At 62.6% G+C, this 16922-nt stretch carries 15 protein-coding genes, 1 tRNA gene and 1 riboswitch; of the genes, 13 read left to right on the forward strand and 3 right to left on the reverse strand.

The annotated features are described in order from the left end of the window. Window positions 1–48: 48 nt before the first annotated feature. The 3 genes from AC07X9_RS14890 (at window position 49) to AC07X9_RS14900 (ending at window position 2624) form a co-directional block, all read left to right on the forward strand. The gene (locus tag AC07X9_RS14890; protein ID WP_017181753.1) at window positions 49–834 is read left to right on the forward strand and encodes a sulfite exporter TauE/SafE family protein; all 786 of its coding nucleotides are present in this window, start codon (window positions 49–51) and stop codon (window positions 832–834) included. Between the two features lie 6 nt (window positions 835–840). Beyond that, complete coding sequence (locus AC07X9_RS14895) at window positions 841–1965, forward strand: glycosyltransferase (protein ID WP_017181752.1); 1125 nt, start codon at window positions 841–843, stop codon at window positions 1963–1965. A gap of 176 nt (window positions 1966–2141) precedes the next feature. Beyond that, a complete protein-coding gene (locus AC07X9_RS14900; RefSeq protein WP_241763582.1) occupies window positions 2142–2624 on the forward strand; it encodes a PilZ domain-containing protein in 483 nt (160 codons plus the stop codon). Window positions 2625–2738: 114 nt separating this feature from the next. Here the strand turns inward: AC07X9_RS14900 and AC07X9_RS14905 are convergent. Next, window positions 2739–2815: transfer RNA gene (locus AC07X9_RS14905), tRNA-Pro, on the reverse strand. Between the two features lie 202 nt (window positions 2816–3017). On the opposite strand from AC07X9_RS14905, the gene yajC reads away from it, so the two are divergent. The 4 genes from yajC to AC07X9_RS14925 all read left to right on the forward strand — a co-directional run bounded on the left by yajC (window position 3018) and on the right by AC07X9_RS14925 (window position 6459). Continuing rightward, a complete protein-coding gene (gene yajC, locus AC07X9_RS14910) occupies window positions 3018–3353 on the forward strand; it encodes a preprotein translocase subunit YajC (protein ID WP_017181750.1) in 336 nt (111 codons plus the stop codon). A gap of 7 nt (window positions 3354–3360) precedes the next feature. Beyond that, the gene (secD, locus tag AC07X9_RS14915; protein ID WP_017181749.1) at window positions 3361–4959 is read left to right on the forward strand and encodes a protein translocase subunit SecD; all 1599 of its coding nucleotides are present in this window, start codon (window positions 3361–3363) and stop codon (window positions 4957–4959) included. A gap of 118 nt (window positions 4960–5077) precedes the next feature. Next, window positions 5078–6061, forward strand: a complete 984-nt coding sequence (gene secF / locus AC07X9_RS14920) for a protein translocase subunit SecF (protein WP_017181748.1) — start codon at window positions 5078–5080, stop codon at window positions 6059–6061. A 56-nt stretch (window positions 6062–6117) separates the two neighbouring features. Next, a complete protein-coding gene (locus tag AC07X9_RS14925; protein WP_081490874.1) occupies window positions 6118–6459 on the forward strand; it encodes an Mth938-like domain-containing protein in 342 nt (113 codons plus the stop codon). Window positions 6460–6468: 9 nt separating this feature from the next. On the opposite strand, the gene AC07X9_RS14930 is transcribed toward AC07X9_RS14925, so the two are convergent. Next, window positions 6469–6885, reverse strand: coding sequence for a DUF1801 domain-containing protein (locus tag AC07X9_RS14930; protein WP_017181746.1), 417 nt, complete (start codon window positions 6883–6885; stop codon window positions 6469–6471). A 33-nt stretch (window positions 6886–6918) separates the two neighbouring features. After that, a riboswitch (yybP-ykoY riboswitch) is annotated at window positions 6919–7109 on the forward strand. An 18-nt stretch (window positions 7110–7127) separates the two neighbouring features. Here AC07X9_RS14930 and AC07X9_RS14935 point away from each other — a divergent pair. The 6 genes from AC07X9_RS14935 (at window position 7128) to gltB (ending at window position 16327) form a co-directional block, all read left to right on the forward strand. After that, window positions 7128–7706, forward strand: a complete 579-nt coding sequence (locus AC07X9_RS14935; RefSeq protein ID WP_026002155.1) for a TMEM165/GDT1 family protein — start codon at window positions 7128–7130, stop codon at window positions 7704–7706. Window positions 7707–7782: 76 nt separating this feature from the next. Continuing rightward, complete coding sequence (locus tag AC07X9_RS14940) at window positions 7783–8709, forward strand: complex I NDUFA9 subunit family protein (RefSeq protein WP_026002154.1); 927 nt, start codon at window positions 7783–7785, stop codon at window positions 8707–8709. A gap of 126 nt (window positions 8710–8835) precedes the next feature. Beyond that, on the forward strand, window positions 8836–9645 hold the full coding sequence (locus tag AC07X9_RS14945; RefSeq protein WP_017181743.1) for an undecaprenyl-diphosphate phosphatase: 810 nt from the start codon (window positions 8836–8838) through the stop codon (window positions 9643–9645). A gap of 165 nt (window positions 9646–9810) precedes the next feature. After that, window positions 9811–11259, forward strand: coding sequence for an NAD(P)-dependent oxidoreductase (locus AC07X9_RS14950; protein WP_017181742.1), 1449 nt, complete (start codon window positions 9811–9813; stop codon window positions 11257–11259). Then, window positions 11256–11792 (forward strand): DUF2059 domain-containing protein, encoded by a 537-nt coding sequence (locus tag AC07X9_RS14955; protein WP_140159600.1) that lies wholly within the window; start codon window positions 11256–11258, stop codon window positions 11790–11792. Before AC07X9_RS14950 ends, AC07X9_RS14955 begins: the two co-directional genes overlap by 4 nt. Next, window positions 11789–16327 carry a glutamate synthase large subunit gene (gene gltB, locus AC07X9_RS14960; RefSeq protein ID WP_017181740.1) on the forward strand — a complete coding sequence of 1513 codons (4539 nt, stop codon included), beginning with the start codon at window positions 11789–11791 and terminating at the stop codon, window positions 16325–16327. The genes AC07X9_RS14955 and gltB overlap by 4 nt, the downstream gene beginning before the upstream one ends. A 5-nt stretch (window positions 16328–16332) precedes the next feature. Here the strand turns inward: gltB and AC07X9_RS14965 are convergent, their stop codons facing one another. Continuing rightward, window positions 16333–16827 carry a hypothetical protein gene (locus AC07X9_RS14965; RefSeq protein ID WP_017181739.1) on the reverse strand — a complete coding sequence of 165 codons (495 nt, stop codon included), beginning with the start codon at window positions 16825–16827 and terminating at the stop codon, window positions 16333–16335. Window positions 16828–16922 lie beyond the last annotated feature (95 nt).

Here is a 16922-nt window from a genome sequence, read left to right on the forward strand (position 1 = left end):
TGTCCGACCAGTCGTCCGTCACTGAGCGGGCAAGGGGGACGCGTATTGATGATCGATTGGGTGCACAGCCTGGCTGGCCTGCTCGTGGGCTTGCTCGTTGGAATAACCGGCGTGGGCGGTGGGTCGCTGATGGCACCCATCCTCATCCTGCTGGTTGGAATCGTGCCAGTCACTGCCGTCGGGACCGACCTGTGGTTCGCGGCGATCACCAAGACCGTCGGGGGCGTCGTCCATCATCATTTCGGGAAGCCCGACTGGACCGTGGTGCGTCGCCTGTTGATGGGCAGCCTTCCGGCATCCGTCCTGACGATCGCACTATTGTCCAAACTGCCCCGCAGTTCCTTCCAGAGTGATCTTATCCTTTCGGCGCTCGGCGTCTTGCTGATCATGACGGCGATCGCCACGCTTTCGCGTCGGCAAATCCATGATTATGCCCGCGATATGCAGGAGGACACGGCGCAACGCTTCCGGCGTATGCAATTGCCGCTGACGGTGCTGGCCGGATTCATCCTGGGCGTGCTCGTCACGCTGACGTCGGTGGGGGCGGGCGCACTGGGGGCGACCATGCTGATCGCGCTCTATCCCATGCGGATGAAGGCGGCGCGCCTCGTGGGCACTGATATTATCCACGCTGTGCCGCTGACGGCTGTGGCGGGGCTTGGCCACCTGTGGATCGGCAATGTCGACTTTGCGTTGCTGGGGTCGCTGCTGGTCGGATCGATACCGGGCATCATCGTCGGATCGCTGTTGTCGTCCAAACTGCCCGACCGTCTGGTCCGGTCGGTGCTGGCGCTGGTGCTGATGCTGGTCGGCATAAAGCTGCTGGTAGGCTAGTCACTTATGCACGTCGCGACATTTCTTCAGGACCTTGCCGGCGGCGGGGCCGAGCGCGTGGCCGTCCTGCTGATGAACGGACTGGTGGCGCGCGGCGAACGGGTTACGCTGATCCTGGCACGGCGGGAAGGCCCCTATCTGGACGATCTCGATCCGGCGATCGAACTGGTCGATCTTGGCAATCGCCGTTCCATTTCCAGCATTCGCCCGCTTGCCCGCTGGCTGCGTTCGGCACGGCCGGATATTCTCGTCAGCCATCTCACCCATGTTAATGTCGCCGCTGCGCTGGCCAACCGGATCGCACGGGCGGGCATCCCGCATGTGGCGGTCGAACATAATCAGATGGGGCAGAATTACGCGCTGCTGACCAACCGCTCGGTCAAGGCGGCCTATCGTCTGGCGCGATTCGTCTATCCGGGCATTTCGCGGGTCGTAAGCGTCTCTCAGGGCGTCGAATCGGCTGTCCTGGCCTTTACGCGCGGGCACCCGCACAATCATCAGGTCATCCACAATCCTGTCGTCACTGACGGGCTGGTGGCGCTTTCGGGCGAAGCGCCGGAACATCGCTGGTTGACCGACGGGGCGGGCATACCCGTTCTGTTGGGTTGCGGGCGACTGCATCACCAGAAGGGCTTCGATGTCCTGATCAGCGCTGTGCGCAAGGTGCTGGATGAACGCCCCGTCCGGTTGGTCATTCTGGGCGAAGGCCCGCTGCGTCCGCAATTGGAGGCGCAGCTCAAATCCTTGAACCTGGACGATCATGTCGATCTGGCAGGTTTCAGCCGCAACCCATTTGCAATGATGCGCGCTGCCGATGCCTTCATATTGTCGTCGCGTTGGGAAGGCTTGCCGACCGTATTGATCGAAGCACTTGCCTGCGGGGCCAATATCGTTGCGACCGATTGCCCCAGCGGCCCGCTCGAAGTGCTGGAAGGCGGCAGGTTCGGACGGCTCGTTCCTGTCGATGACAGCGACGCCTTGGCCAAGGCCATAGGCGCTTCGCTGGATATGCCGCTCGACAGGGTATCGGCCAAAGCGCGCGCAGCCGATTTCACGCTGGATCGCGCGGTCGACAATTATATGGCGCTGTTTGCCCATTTGCGGTCACGGGGCGGAACGTCAGCGCTCTGATGGGGTGAACACCGGCGGGGCTGCGCGTCGCTGCCCAGGTCGATCGCCATTCCACCATGCTTGCCGACCGACAGCCAGCCTGCTTTCTGCCGCTTGTCGTTCAATCCTCAACGGTATCTTTACGATTTCTTAGGCGAATGGGTCCAAATTGCCGTCCCCGGCTATGGAGCCCGCCAATGTCAGTTCGAGCGACCCTGTACAGCGATAATCGTGGCGCGCAGCGAATGCAGCTGGACCGCGCTTCGACCTTGCGCGATGGTGAAGATACGCCGTTCGACGTGCAGATCGAGGATATCTCGCTCACCGGCTTTCGCATGCAATTGCCTTTCGAGATTTTGCCCGATCAGGCGACGACCATCGGCGTGCCGGGCGTCGGTATCAGGGCGGTGCGGATCGTCCGTGTCGAAGGAACGATCGCTGGCTGCGCCTTCGTGCAGCCGCTCAATCGCGCGGAGCTCGACACGATTCTCCGCTTCGACAGTTCCGTCGTCCAGGAAAACTTCAAATATCAGGCTGCTCCCGCGAATATCGCGGAAAAGGATGGTTCTGAACTGTCCGCAGACACAGCGAGTCTCAGCCCACCGCAAAAACTGGCGATAGTCGCTGGTGCAGCCTTGACCATCTGGCTGCTGATTCTGGCAGCCATGTTTCTCATTTAGGGCAGCGTCCGCTCCCCGATACGATTATCGCTGCTGAACATGGACTCCCGCGCGATAGCGCTTGGGAGATTCTCGTGCGCCCTTCCGCCGGACGGCCGCACTTTTTCAAAATTTTGGTCGGGACGAGAGGATTCGAACCTCCGACCCCCACACCCCCAGTGTGATGCGCTACCAGGCTGCGCTACGTCCCGACCGGAGGGCGGCTCTTAGAAGCACATTCGCCAAGTTGCAAGGGATTCGATGCTGCTCTTTTGCGGCTGTTGCGTATCGGCCTAATCATATTGCCTCCCCGCCTGCATCTGTGGTAGCCGCCGCGGCTTGATCCGTGGGCGCTATGTGCGTCCTGCGGCCGACAGAAACCAAGGCGCGACCTGCTTCAGGAAAGTCCCACCCATGTTCATATCGACAGCCTTTGCCCAGACTGCGGGCGGGCCAGCATCCGGCAGCGGCATATTGGTGCAGATGGCGCCGCTGGTCCTGATCTTCGTGGTATTCTATTTCCTGCTGATCCGTCCGCAGCAAAAGCGGATGAAGGCGCACAAGGCCAAGATCGACGCAGTGAAAAAAGGCGATCAGGTGATCACCGGCGGCGGCCTGCTGGGCAAGGTCACGCGCGTTGACGAGATTTACGCCGAAGTCGAAATCGCGCCGGGCATGAAGGTGAAGGCGGTCAAGTCCACCCTCACCGACGTGCTCGACCCGACCACTGCCAAGCCAGCGAACGACTGATCCCACGATGCTGAACTTTTCGCGCTGGGCGGTCTTTGCGATCATCCTGCCGCTGGCGATCGGCGTGCTGTGCGCCGTACCCAGCTTTCTGCCGGATTCGGTCGTCACCCGGCTGCCCGGTTTCATGCAGACGCGGGTCAATCTGGGTCTCGACCTGTCGGGCGGCAGCCATTTGCTGCTAGAAGCCAGCACGCAGGATGTCGCCAAGCAGCGGCTCACCAATATGGAGGAGCAGGTTCGCACCGAATTGCGCCGGGGCGACCCCCGGATCGCGATCGGCGACATCTCCAGCCGCGACGGGAAGCTCAGCTTCATGGTGCGCGATCCGTCGCAGGTGGACGCCGCGGTCGAGCGTATTCGTCCGTTGACGCAGGGCGCGGGCCTTACCGGACAGCGCGATTTCAATGTCGAGGTGGTCAACAGCTCCACCATCGTCATCACCCCGACCGAAGCGGGGATCAACAATGCGGTCAAGAGCGCGATGGAAGTCGCGACCGAAGTGATCCGCAAGCGCATCGACGAGATGGGCACGCGCGAACCCACGATCCAGCAGCAGGGCGACAACCGCATTGTCGTACAGGTGCCCGGCCTGCAGGATCCCAAGGCGCTGAAGGATCTGCTGGGCCAGACCGCGAAGCTGGAATTCAAGCTGGTCGATTTCACCGCCAACCCCGCCGAAGTGGCGCAAGGTCGCGCGCCGGTGGGCAGCGAAGTGCTGCCCTATCCCGACAATCCATCGGGCGTGCCGCTGATCGCGGTCAAGCGGCAGGTGATGGTGTCGGGCGAGGATCTGACCGACGCGACGCAGGGCTATGACCAGAATAACCAGGCGATCGTCAACATTCGCTTCAATGGCTCTGGCGGGCGCAAATTCGGGCAGGTGACGTCGCAGAATGTCAACCGCCCCTTTGCCATCATCCTGGACGGCAAGGTGCTGTCCGCCCCCAATATCAACGAACCGATTTTGGGCGGCAGCGCGCAGATCAGCGGCAATTTCACCGTCGAAAGCGCCAACCAGCTGGCGATCGCGCTGCGGTCGGGCAAGCTGCCGGTGGCGTTGACGGTGGTGGAGGAACGCACCGTCGGGCCGGGGCTGGGCGCTGATTCGATCCGCGCCGGGCTGATCGCGTCGGTCATCGCGGTGGTTGCGGTCGCGCTCTTCATGTTCGTGAGCTATGGCCGCTTTGGCATGTATGCCAATCTGGCGGTCGCCATCAACGTGGCGGTCATATTGGGCGTGATGGGCATGTTGGGCGCGACGCTGACGCTGCCGGGCATTGCGGGCTTCGTGCTGACCATCGGCACGGCGGTGGATGCCAACGTGCTGATTTACGAACGTATCCGCGAAGAAAGGCGACGCGGGCGCAATGTCGTCCAGTCGATCGAACATGGCTACAAGGAAGCGAGCCGCACGATTTTCGAAGCGAATGTGACTCACGCCATCGCCGGCGGCATCATGCTCGCGCTCGGCTCCGGCCCGGTCAAGGGCTTCGCCATCGTGCTGCTGATCGGCATCGCGACCAGCGTGTTCACGGCCGTCACCTTCACCCGCATGATCGTCGCCAACTGGGTGCGCCGCACCCGGCCGACGGACATCACGATATGATCGCGCCACTCCCCCTCCCTGCCCGTCATCCTGACGAAAGTCAGGATCCAGAGCGCCAAGCGCAGCGCTCCGGGCACTGGATCCCGGATCAAGTCCGGGATGACGAAGGAAGCCTGCCATGAAACTTCTGAAACTCGTCCCTGACAATACCAATATCGGTTTCGTTGCGATGCGGAAATGGGCGTTCGCGCTCACCGCCTTGCTGACCGTGCTGGCCCTTGGCGCAACGGCCTATAAAGGCCTCAACATGGGCGTCGACTTTGTCGGCGGGCTGATGATCGAGGCGAAATTTCCTCAGAATGTGGAAACCGACAAGGTCCGCGCGACGATAGGATCGCTGGGTGTGGGCGAAAGCTCGCTCCAGCAGTTTGGCGATCCCAAGACGGTGCAGATCCGCCTGCCGCTGCCTGAACAGGGCGGTGCTGGCGCGGCCAACGCTGTGGTCGAAAAGACACGCAAGGCGATGACCGCGCAATTCCCCGGTGTCACTTTCTCCCGTTATGACACGGTATCGGGCAAGGTATCGGGCGAACTGATCCAGAATGGCGTACTGGCCGTGGTGCTGGCGATCCTGGGCATCGCGGTGTTCAGCTGGTTCCGCTACGAATGGCAGTTCGGCGTCTCCACCTTCGTCGCGATCGTCCATGACGTGTTGATGACGCTGGGCTTTTTCGCCGTGACGCAGCTGGAATTCGACCTCAACATCGTCGCGGCCGTGCTGACGATCGTCGGCTATTCGATCAATGACAAGATGGTGATCGACGACCGTATCCGCGAAAATATGCGCAAATATCGCAAGATGGACATGAAGGCGCTGATTGACCTGTCCGTCAACGAAACCTTGCCGCGTACGGTGATGACGTCGGTGACGATCATGCTGGCGCTGGGCGCGCTGCTGCTGTTTGGCGGTCATGTGCTGCGTGGCTTTACCGCGGCCATGATGCTGGGCATTGTCGTTGGCACCTATTCGTCGGTCTATGTCTCCTCTTCGTTGCTGATTTCGCTGGGGCTGACCCCGATGTCGTCGGAAAAGAAGGCGAGCAAGGCCAACATCGCCGCGCAGGCCGAACGGGTCGGCCCACGGGACGGAGCGCAGCCCTGAGCGGCGAGAAACGCATCGGGATCGAACTGCGCCGCGACGATAGCGGCCAGGGGCCGATCGTCACCGGATTCCAGGGGCGCGGTTTCCGGGTGCGGGACGATGTGTTTCCGACCGGGCTGCTGCTCAGCCCGGTCCGCGCGATGGCGTGGGACGATGCCCCGCCGATCGACGCGCTGACGCTCGCCGCGCTGGGTGATCTGTTCGATGGGGATCCGCGCCCCGAATTTCTGTTGCTGGGCACCGGCGCGGGATTGCGCCAGCCGCCCCGGCCCTTTGTCCGCGCGGTCGAGGCGCTGGGGATCGGCGTAGAGGCAATGGACAGCCGCGCCGCGGCCCGCGCCTGGGGCGTGTTGCGTGCCGAAGAACGTTGGATCGTCGCAGCGCTGCTGCCGCTCTGACCTGTTCGTTCAGGCCGGATGCTTGTCCGCCATATAGGACCAGCTCTGCCGGATCAGCGCCTCCAGAACATCCATGTCGATGCCCGACAGGCGCTTGATGTAGAGACATCCCTTGCCGCGCCGATGCTTGCCCAGTGGCCCGCAATCCTCGTCCGATACGCCCGAAAGATAGAGGACCAGTTCCGCCTTGCGCGGGGAAAAGGCGATACGCGACGCATCCCCCTCGCGCCCGCTGTCATAGCGATAATGATAACGGCCAAAACCGATGATCGACGATCCCCACAGGCGCGGCGGCTCGCCGGACACGGCCTGCATCAGCGTGGCGAGCCTTTCCCCATCTTCCCGCCGTTCGGGCGGTTCGACCGCGGCGAGAAACGCTGCCGCGTCGCTATCGGTCTCGATCGTCTTGTTGCTGTCCCTACCCATGACTTGTCATCCCCGGCTTCGACGCGTAGAGGCTAGCCTGTCATCTGGGGAGTAGCCAGCCGTTCCAGCGCAAATGGAGCGGGCCTTATGTCAACATATTTGGCCGAGAGGTCATGGCATGGGGGACGCGGAACAATCTGCGTAAGGCGAGACCAATGGCATCGGCGCTTTTCTGTCCGGCCGGGCGGGAGGCGACGGTGGCATTGCGTCTATCACTTCCGCCCGGCCCCGGATATTGTCTGATGGAAGCTCTGTTTACCTCCACCGCACTCGTCGCCCTTGCCGAAATGGGCGACAAGACGCAATTGCTGGCGATGTTGCTGGCGACGCGCTTTCGCAAGCCCGTGCCGATCATCTTGGGCATTTTGATCGCGACGATCGCCAATCATTTCCTTGCCGCCCTTCTGGGCCACTCCATCGCGGGCGTGCTGACGCAGGACTGGTTCCGCTATGCCGTGGCATTGAGCTTCATCGCCATGGCCGCATGGACGCTGGTGCCCGACAAGATTGACGAAGATGCGCCGCTCAAGGCGCCGTCGAAGGCGGGCGTGTTCCTGACCACATTGGTCGCCTTCTTCCTGGTGGAAATGGGCGACAAGACGCAGGTGGCGACCATCGCGCTGGGCGCGCGATTCGATAATCTGATCGCGGTGACGACGGGGACGACGCTCGGTATGATGATCGCCAATGTCCCCGCCGTGCTGTTTGGCGAGGCGCTGGCCAGGAAAGTGCCGATGCGCGCGTTGCAGGTTGGCGCCGCGTTGCTGTTCCTGCTGCTGGGCCTGTGGATGATCGCCGATTTGGTCGGCTGGGTCGGGTAAAGCGGTTGTCAGCGCGGCGCGGCTGGGGCAAGGGAATGGGCAGCATATTCCCTCTCGGACGAACGTGGGTCAGGTGATGAAAGACTATCTGGTTACGATATTCGGCGGCGGCGGCTTTGTCGGTCGTCAGGTGGCGCAGGTGCTGCTGGCGCGGGGCGCGCGGGTGCGGATTGCCCAGCGTGATCCCGCCACTGCGCTGCGGGTCAAGCCCCTGGGTGGGCTGGGCCAGGTACAGTTCATCGCCGCCGACATCCGCAACCCGGCCAGCGTGGCGCGGGCCGTGGCAGGCAGCGACATCGTCATCAACCTGGTGGGCATATTGAAGGGCGATTTCGACGCCTTTCACCATCGCGGCGCTGCCAATGTCGCCACGGCGGCGGCGGACGCCGGTGTCAGCGCGCTTGTCCATATGTCGGCGATCGGTGCCGACGCCGATAGCCCGTCTGCCTATGGCCGGTCGAAGGCGGCAGGCGAAGCGGCGGTAAAGGCTGCTTTCCCCCACGCCACCATCATCCGTCCGTCGATCATCTTCGGCGCGGAGGACCAGTTCCTCAACCGCTTCGCGCAGATCGTCGCCATGCTGCCAGTGGTCCCCGTGATCGGCGGCGCGACCAGGTTCCAGCCCGTCTATGTCGCCGATGTCGCGCAGGCTATCGCCAATGCGGCGGAGCTGCCCGGTATCCATGGCGGCCAGACCTACGAGCTGGGCGGGCCGCAGGTGCTGAGCATGAAGGACGTCAACCAGTGGATCGCCAGGGCGACTGGCCGGGACAAGGCGCTGGTCGATGTGCCACATGCGGCCGCGAAGCTGCTAGCGATGCTGCCGGGTGGGCCGATCACCAGCGATCAACTGACGATGCTGGGGCGCGACAATGTCGTGGCGCCGGGGGCCAAGGGGCTGGATGCCCTGGGCGTCGTCGCCACGCCGATGGCGGGGGTCGCGGACAAATGGATGGTCCGTTACCGCAAGCATGGTCGCTTCGCCGGTCGGGTGAGCGCCTAAGGGCATTGCTCCGCCGTGACGCGGGGCTATCAGCTGTAAGACAATCTTCTCCCTCATCGTCATGCTGAAGCATGTTCAGCATGACGTTCGGGGTGACGGGATGATTATCGGAGGACGATCCCAATCATGGACCTGCATTATCTGACCGTCATCCTGCTGGGTATTGTCGAAGGGCTGACCGAATTTCTGCCGGTATCCTCGACCGGGCACCTCATATTGGCCAGCGAATTGCTGGGCTATGATGCATCGACCTGGGCGATGTTCAACGTCGTCATCCAGCTTGGCGCCATTCTGGCGGTCGTTGTGCTCTACTGGCGCACTTTCTGGGCGGTCGGCATGGGGCTTTTGCGGCGTGAGCCGGTAAGCTGGCGGTTCCTGCGCAATCTGTTGATCGCCTTCATGCCCTCGGCCGTTATCGGCCTTGCCCTGCACGATTATATCGAAATTCTGCTTGGCGCGCCGCAGGTGGTTGCCTGGGCCTTGATTGCCGGTGGCATCGCGATCCTGCTGATCGAACGGGCGGTCAAGGATCAGCGATTTCATGGCATCGCCGATATTCCGACGGTGCGCGTTTTGGCGATCGGTTTCATCCAGTGTCTGGCCATGGTGCCGGGGGTCAGCCGGTCCGGCGCGACGATCATGGGCGCGCTGATGCTCGGGGTCGAACGGCGCACGGCGGCGGAGTTCAGCTTCTTTCTCGCCATTCCGACCATGCTTGGCGCGACCGCGCTGGAATTGATCAAGAAGGGCGATCAGATCACCAGCGCAGCGGTAGGCTGGGGCAGTATAGCCTTGGGCTTTGTCGTATCCTTCATTGTCGCGTTGCTGGTCATTCGCTGGTTCGTCGGGCTTGTGTCCAAACATGGCTTCGCGCCCTTTGCCTGGTACCGAATCGTCGCTGGCGTGGCCGCTCTGATATGGCTGGGGATGAGATAGGGCCGAAACGGTCTATTTATGCGATAAGTTCCTGCGATCATTTCGCAACTAGAGTGGATACAGGGTGTAATTTAGACAGCATTATTGGCCTAAAATGCAGAATCCGCGTGACTCCGCGGGTTTTTCTGCTATGCGCGCCCTTGTAACTTGAGTCAGGGGCGTATCATGGCCGACAATCCAATGCTGAAATTCGTAGGCAAGGGACAAGCCTACCCCGACAAGCGCGATGCCGATGCCCGCGCCGACGACTTTCTGGAAATCAGCCGCAGCTTCATTCTCGACAAGGCGGAAGAACAGGCGTCGCGCTGCTCGCAATGTGGCGTGCCATATTGTTCAACTCACTGTCCGTTGCACAATCACATCCCCGACTGGCTGCGCCTGACCGCCGAAGGCCGCCTGCGTGAAGCCTATGAATTGTCCAACCTGACCAGCACCATGCCCGAAATCTGCGGCCGCATCTGCCCGCAGGACCGGCTGTGCGAGGGCAATTGCGTCATCGAATTTTCCGGCCATGGCGCCGTGACGATCGGCAGTGTCGAAAAATTCATCACCGACACCGCCTGGAAGGAAGGCTGGGTCGAACCGCTGGTCCCTGGCAAGCCCACCGGCCAGTCGATCGGCGTGATCGGCGCGGGGCCGGCTGGCCTTACCACGGCGGAATATCTGCGTGCAGCGGGGCATGATGTGCATGTCTATGACCGGCATGATCGCGCTGGCGGACTGCTGACCTATGGCATTCCCGGCTTCAAGCTGGAAAAGGACGTGGTCATGCGCCGGGTCCAGCGGTTGCGCGATGGCGGCATCGTGTTTCACGAAAATTTCGAGGTTGGCCGCGACGCGACATTGGAAGCGCTGCGCGAGAAGCATGACGCGATCCTGATCGCCACCGGCGTCTACAAGCCCCGCGACATCCGCGCGCCGGGCGTTGGCGCACCGGGCGTGGTCAAGGCGCTCGATTATCTCACCGCTTCCAACAAGGCCGGTTTTGGCGATAACGTCCCCGAACATGCGGACGGCAGCCTGCTCGCGACCGGCAAGAATGTCGTCGTCATCGGCGGCGGGGACACCGCCATGGACTGCGTCCGCACCGCGATCCGCCAGGGCGCGAAATCGGTCAAATGCCTCTACCGCCGCGACCGGGAAAATATGCCGGGATCGCAGCGCGAAGTCGCCAATGCCGAGGAAGAAGGCGTCGAATTCGTCTGGCTGACCGCGCCGATCGCCTTTGAAGGCACCGAGCATGTCACCGGCGTCAAAGTCACCAGGATGCGGTTGGGTGCGCCCGATGCATCGGGTCGCCGCGCGCCCGAGCCCGATCCGGGCAGCGAACATACGCTGGAGGCCGATCTGGTCATCAAGGCGCTTGGCTATGATCCTGAAGAATTGCCGAAAATGTTCGGCGCGGACGACCTGTCCGTCACCCGCTGGGGCACGCTGCGCGTCGATCACAAGACGATGATGACCAGCATGGACGGCGTGTTCGCCGCCGGCGACATCGTGCGCGGCGCAAGCCTGGTCGTCTGGGCGATCCGCGACGGCCGCGACGTGACCGAGCATATGCACCGCTATTTGAAGGCGAAAGCCAAGGCAGCGGGCGAGAGGGTTGCGGCGTGAAGGCGGTTGTCTTTGCTCTACTTCTAACGCTCGCAAGCACCCCTTCTTTCGGGCAAGGCGGAGACCGGCTGGCCGCACTTACGGCGGCGCGCGATCTCCTCCTATCGGTTGGGTTTGAGCGACAAATGGAATTGTCCGGCATCGCCATGGCCAATAGCGTTTTCGAACAAAATGTGGCTGCTGCGGAAAAGCAACGCGGCGAGGCCATGCCGGCGGATCTTAAGCAAAAAGTGCGTATCGCTATGAACGAAGAGATCGGCGCAATGATGACCGAACTCAAGCGAACAGCGCTAGATGGCGCCGCACAAATCTACGCGGATCATTTCACGGCGGAAGAACTCCGTAGGCTGGCCGTGATCAGCGCCGACCCGGTTATGCGCAAATCGCAACAATTGATGCCACAGATGCTGCCGAAGCTCGCGCAGATTGGACTAAAAGTTGCAGAAGATCGGAAACCGATCATGCAGCAGAAAATCAAGGAAGTCGTCGATCAATGGCTCGCGACGCAAGAACGTAAGGGAACATCATCATGACAGACACTCCCTTCACCGCAAGCCCCGAAGAACGCGCGCGGATCGCCGCCGAGGGCATGTATCATCCTGACCTGGAAGGCGACGCCTGTGGCGTGGGCCTCGTTGCCGCGACCGACGGCCGCCCGTCGCGTCGCGTCGTCGCCTCCGCGATCGATGCGCTGAAGGCCGTGTGGCATCGGGGCGCGGTCGACGCCGATGGCAAGACTGGCGATGGCGCGGGTATCCATGTCGACCTGCCGGTGCGCTTCTTTGACGATGCGATCGCGGACTCCGGTCACAAGCCGCTGCCCAACCGCCTGGCTGTCGGCATGATCTTCCTGCCGCGCACGGACCTCAGTGCGCAGGAAACCTGCCGCACCATCGTTGAGAGCGAGATCATCGACGCAGGCTATACCATCTATGGCTGGCGCCAGGTGCCGGTGGACGTGTCCGTCATCGGCGAAAAGGCGCAGCGCACGCGTCCCGAAATCGAGCAGATCATGATCGCCGGGCCGATGCCCGAAGTGCGTGATCAGGCCGAGTTCGAGAAGGACCTCTATCTGATCCGTCGCCGGATCGAAAAGCAGGTGATCGCGGCGCAGATCAATGATTTCTATATCTGTAGCCTGTCGTGCCGGTCCATCATCTACAAGGGGCTGTTCCTCGCCGAATCGCTGTCTGTATTCTATCCCGATTTGCAGGATGAGCGGTTCGAGAGCCGGGTGGCGATCTTCCACCAGCGCTATTCGACCAACACTTTCCCGCAATGGTGGCTGGCCCAGCCGTTCCGCACGCTTGCCCATAATGGTGAGATCAACACCATCCGCGGCAACAAGAACTGGATGAAAAGCCACGAGATCAAGATGGCCAGCCTCGCATTCGGCGAGCAGTCGGAGGATATCAAGCCAGTCATTCCGGCGGGTGCGTCCGATACCGCTGCGCTGGACGCCGTGTTCGAGGCGATCTGCCGGTCGGGCCGCGATGCGCCCACCGCCAAGCTGATGCTCGTGCCCGAAGCCTGGCAGGCCGACAATGGCGAACTGCCCAAGGCGCATCGCGACATGTATGATTATCTCGCCTCCGTCATGGAGCCGTGGGATGGCCCTGCCGCGCTGGCGATGACGGACGGGCGCTGGGTCGTGGCCGGGGTGGATCGCAACGCGCTGCGTCCGCTGCGCTACACGCTGACGGGCGACAATCTGCTGATCGTCGGGTCGGAAACCGGCATGGTCGTGGTTCCCGAAACCACCATCGTGCGCAAGGGGCGCATGGGTCCGGGCCAGATGATCGCCATCGATCTGGCCGAGGGCGAAATCTACGACGATGCTGCGATCAAGAATCGGATCGCGGGTGAGCGCCCCTATGGCGACCTGATCAAGGACTTCATGGCGATCGGCGACCTGACCGATGCGCCGACCGCTCTGCCCGACTGGGACAAGGCGGAACTGACGCGGCGGCAGGTGGCGGCCAACCTGACGCTGGAGGATCTGGAACTGATCCTGGCGCCGATGGTGGAGGATGCCAAGGAAGCCATCGGATCAATGGGCGACGACACGCCGCTGGCCGTCATTTCCGACAAGCCACGGACGATCAGCCATTTCTTCCGCCAGAATTTCAGCCAGGTCACCAACCCGCCGATCGACCCGTTGCGCGAACGGCATGTAATGAGCCTGAAAACGCGCTTTTCCAACCTGCACAACATCCTGGAGCAGGATGCGCAGAACAGCCACGTACTCGTGCTGGAATCGCCGGTTTTGACCAGCGCGGAATGGGCGCGGCTGAAGGCGCATTTTGGTCCGGCGGTCGCGGAAATCGACTGCACCTTCCCGGCAAATGGCGGGCAGGAGCAGCTCCGCGCGGCAATCGCACGCATCCGGGAGGAAGCCGAGCAGGCGGTACGTGAAGGGCGGACAGAAATCTTCCTGACCGACGAGGGCGTCAGCGAGACGCGCATCGCCATTGCTGGCGTGCTGGCGGCGGCCGCGGTGCATACGCATCTGGTGCGCAAGGGGCTTCGTTCCTATGCGTCCATCAACGTGCGCTGCGCCGAGGCGCTCGATACCCACTATTTTGCGGTGCTGATCGGCGTGGGCGCGACCACGGTGAACGCCTATCTGGCCGAAGCCAGCATCGCCGACCGCCATGCGCGCGGGCTGTTCGGGTCTCTCGACCTTGACGCCTGTTTCGAGCGCTATCGCGTCGCGGTCAACGAAGGCCTGCTCAAGATCATGTCCAAAATGGGCATTGCGGTCATCAGCAGCTATCGCGGCGGCTATAATTTCGAAGCGGTCGGCCTGTCGCGCGCTCTGGTCAACGATCTGTTCCCCGGCATGCCGGCGAAGATTTCGGGCGAAGGCTATGCCTCGCTCCACTATAGCGCGATCCTGCGCCATCAGCAGGCATATGACGCATCGGTCGTGCGGTTGCCCATCGGCGGCTTCTATCGCCAGCGCAACGGTGGGGAGGCGCATGCCTATTCCGCGCAACTGATGCACCTGTTGCAGACGGCGGTCGCGACCGACAGCTATTCGACCTATCTGCAATTCTCGCGCGGGGTGCGCGATCTGCCACCGGTCTATCTGCGCGACCTGATGGAGTTTAATTTCGCGCGCGAAGCCGTGCCGATCGACGAGGTGGAGGCCACCACGGAAATCCGCAAGCGTTTCGTGACGCCGGGCATGTCGCTCGGGGCGCTCTCGCCTGAGGCGCATGAGACGCTGGCGATCGCGATGAACCGGATCGGCGCGAAGGCGGTGTCGGGCGAGGGCGGCGAGGATGCGGCGCGCTTCAAACCCTATGAAAATGGCGACAATGCCAATAGCGTGATCAAGCAGATCGCGTCGGGCCGCTTTGGCGTTCATGCCGAATATCTGGCGTCGGCCGAAGAGATAGAGATCAAGGTCGCACAGGGGGCCAAGCCGGGCGAGGGGGGGCAGCTGCCCGGCTTCAAGGTCACCGAATTCATCGCCAGGCTGCGCCATTCGACGCCCGGCGTGACGTTGATTTCGCCGCCGCCCCATCATGACATCTATTCGATCGAGGATCTGGCGCAGCTCATCTACGACTGCAAGCAGATCAATCCGCGCGCACGCGTCTGCGTCAAGCTGGTGAGCCAGGCGGGCATCGGCACGGTCGCAGCGGGCGTGGCGAAGGCGCATGCCGACGTCATCCTGATCGCGGGCCATGTCGGCGGAACCGGGGCATCCCCGCAAACCTCGATCAAATATGCCGGGACGCCATGGGAAATGGGTCTGTCCGAAGCCAATCAGGTGCTGACCCTCAACGGGTTGCGGCATCGGGTGAAGCTGCGCACCGATGGCGGCCTCAAAACCGGGCGCGACATCGTGATCGCCGCGATATTGGGCGCGGAGGAATATGGCATCGGCACATTGTCGCTGGTCGCCATGGGCTGCATCATGGTGCGTCAGTGCCACAGCAACACCTGCCCCGTGGGCGTGTGCGTGCAGGATGAAAAGCTGCGCGCCAAATTCACCGGCACCCCGGAAAAGGTCATCAACCTGATGACCTTCATCGCCGAGGAAGTTCGCGAAGTGCTGGCCCGGCTGGGCTTCCGCAGCCTGGACGAGGTGATCGGGCGGACCGAACTGTTGAAGCAGGTCAATCGTGGCGCTGAACATCTGGACGATCTGGATCTCAACCCGATCCTGGCCAAGGTGGACGCCCCCGACGACCAGCGCCGTTTCAGCCTGAAGCAATGGCGCAACGACGTGCCCGACAGCCTGGACGCGCAGATGATGCGCGACGCCAAGGCAGTGTTCGAGCGGGGCGAGAAGATGCAACTGACCTATACGGTGCGCAACACGCACCGCGCGGTCGGCACGCGCCTGTCGTCGGCGGTGACTGACAAGTTCGGCATGTCGGCGCTGGCCGATGGACATCTGACCGTGCGCCTGCGCGGGTCCGCGGGCCAGTCGCTGGGCGCGTTCCTGTGCAAGGGGATCACGCTGGAAATCTTCGGCGACGCCAATGACTATGTCGGCAAGGGCCTGTCAGGCGGCATCATCACGGTGCGCACGACCGTCTCCAGCCCCCTGTCGTCGAAGGATAATACGATCATCGGCAACACCGTCCTTTATGGCGCGACCAGTGGCAAGCTGTTCGCGGCAGGGCAGGCGGGCGAACGCTTCGCGGTCCGCAATTCGGGCGCGCAGGTCGTGGTCGAGGGCTGCGGCGCCAATGGGTGCGAATATATGACCGGCGGCATTGCCGTGATCCTGGGCAAGACCGGCGCCAATTTCGGCGCGGGCATGACCGGCGGGATGGCCTTCATCCTGGACGAGGATGGCAGCTTCACGTCGCGGGCCAACCCGGAAGGGATCGTCTGGCAGCGGCTGGAAAGCGCGCATTGGGAGGCGCAGGTCAAGGATCTGATCGCCCAGCACGCCAAGGCGACCGACAGCAAATGGTCCAGCACCATATTGGAGGATTGGGACCGTTGGCGGCGCTATATCTGGCAAGTGTGCCCCAAGGAGATGATCAGCCGCCTTACCCATCCGCTGAGCGATGCGCCGGCGGAGGTCGTTGCTGCCGAATAGGCGTTCTAAGGGAAGGAACTGCCTGCTGCCGTCGCCATGACGGCAGGAGGGGCTTTCCCTTGGGCAGGTTGCAGAGTCGGTGGAGGCGTGGCCGTCTCTCCGGCGGCGAAGCGCGCAATTGGCGGTGGCAGCTGATGAATCGGTGATGGCGGTGGGACGGGATCGACCGCTTCCGCCGCCTCTCCTTGTGCCAGATAGTCACGCACGACCGGATCGCTGGTGCCGTCAATCATGCCGTCTGCGTCCAGTCCCGCCATGTCCGAAGCCATTTGCCGTTCCACCAGCGTTGGTCCGCAACCGGTACAGCGGATTATGTCGGGACCGCGACCGGCCGGATCGGCGACCTGATCGGACAGGCTGCTATCGCTGGGCTCGGCATAGGCGACATCTTTCTGTGTTCTTGGAGCAGAGGATTGCGGACTGGTGACATAGGCGCCCAAACCCAGTCCCATGACCGTCGCGGCGGCCACTGTCACGCCTGACAGTATCCAATGCTGCATGGTCCTGCTTTCCATCCTTTTGCTGGCGGGCACTGGCCTTTCGGCGTGCCGCATCGTGCACGACAATCAATCATAACGCAGATGCAGATCGGTTG

It is taken from the genome of Sphingobium sp. GW456-12-10-14-TSB1 (assembly GCF_059424385.1).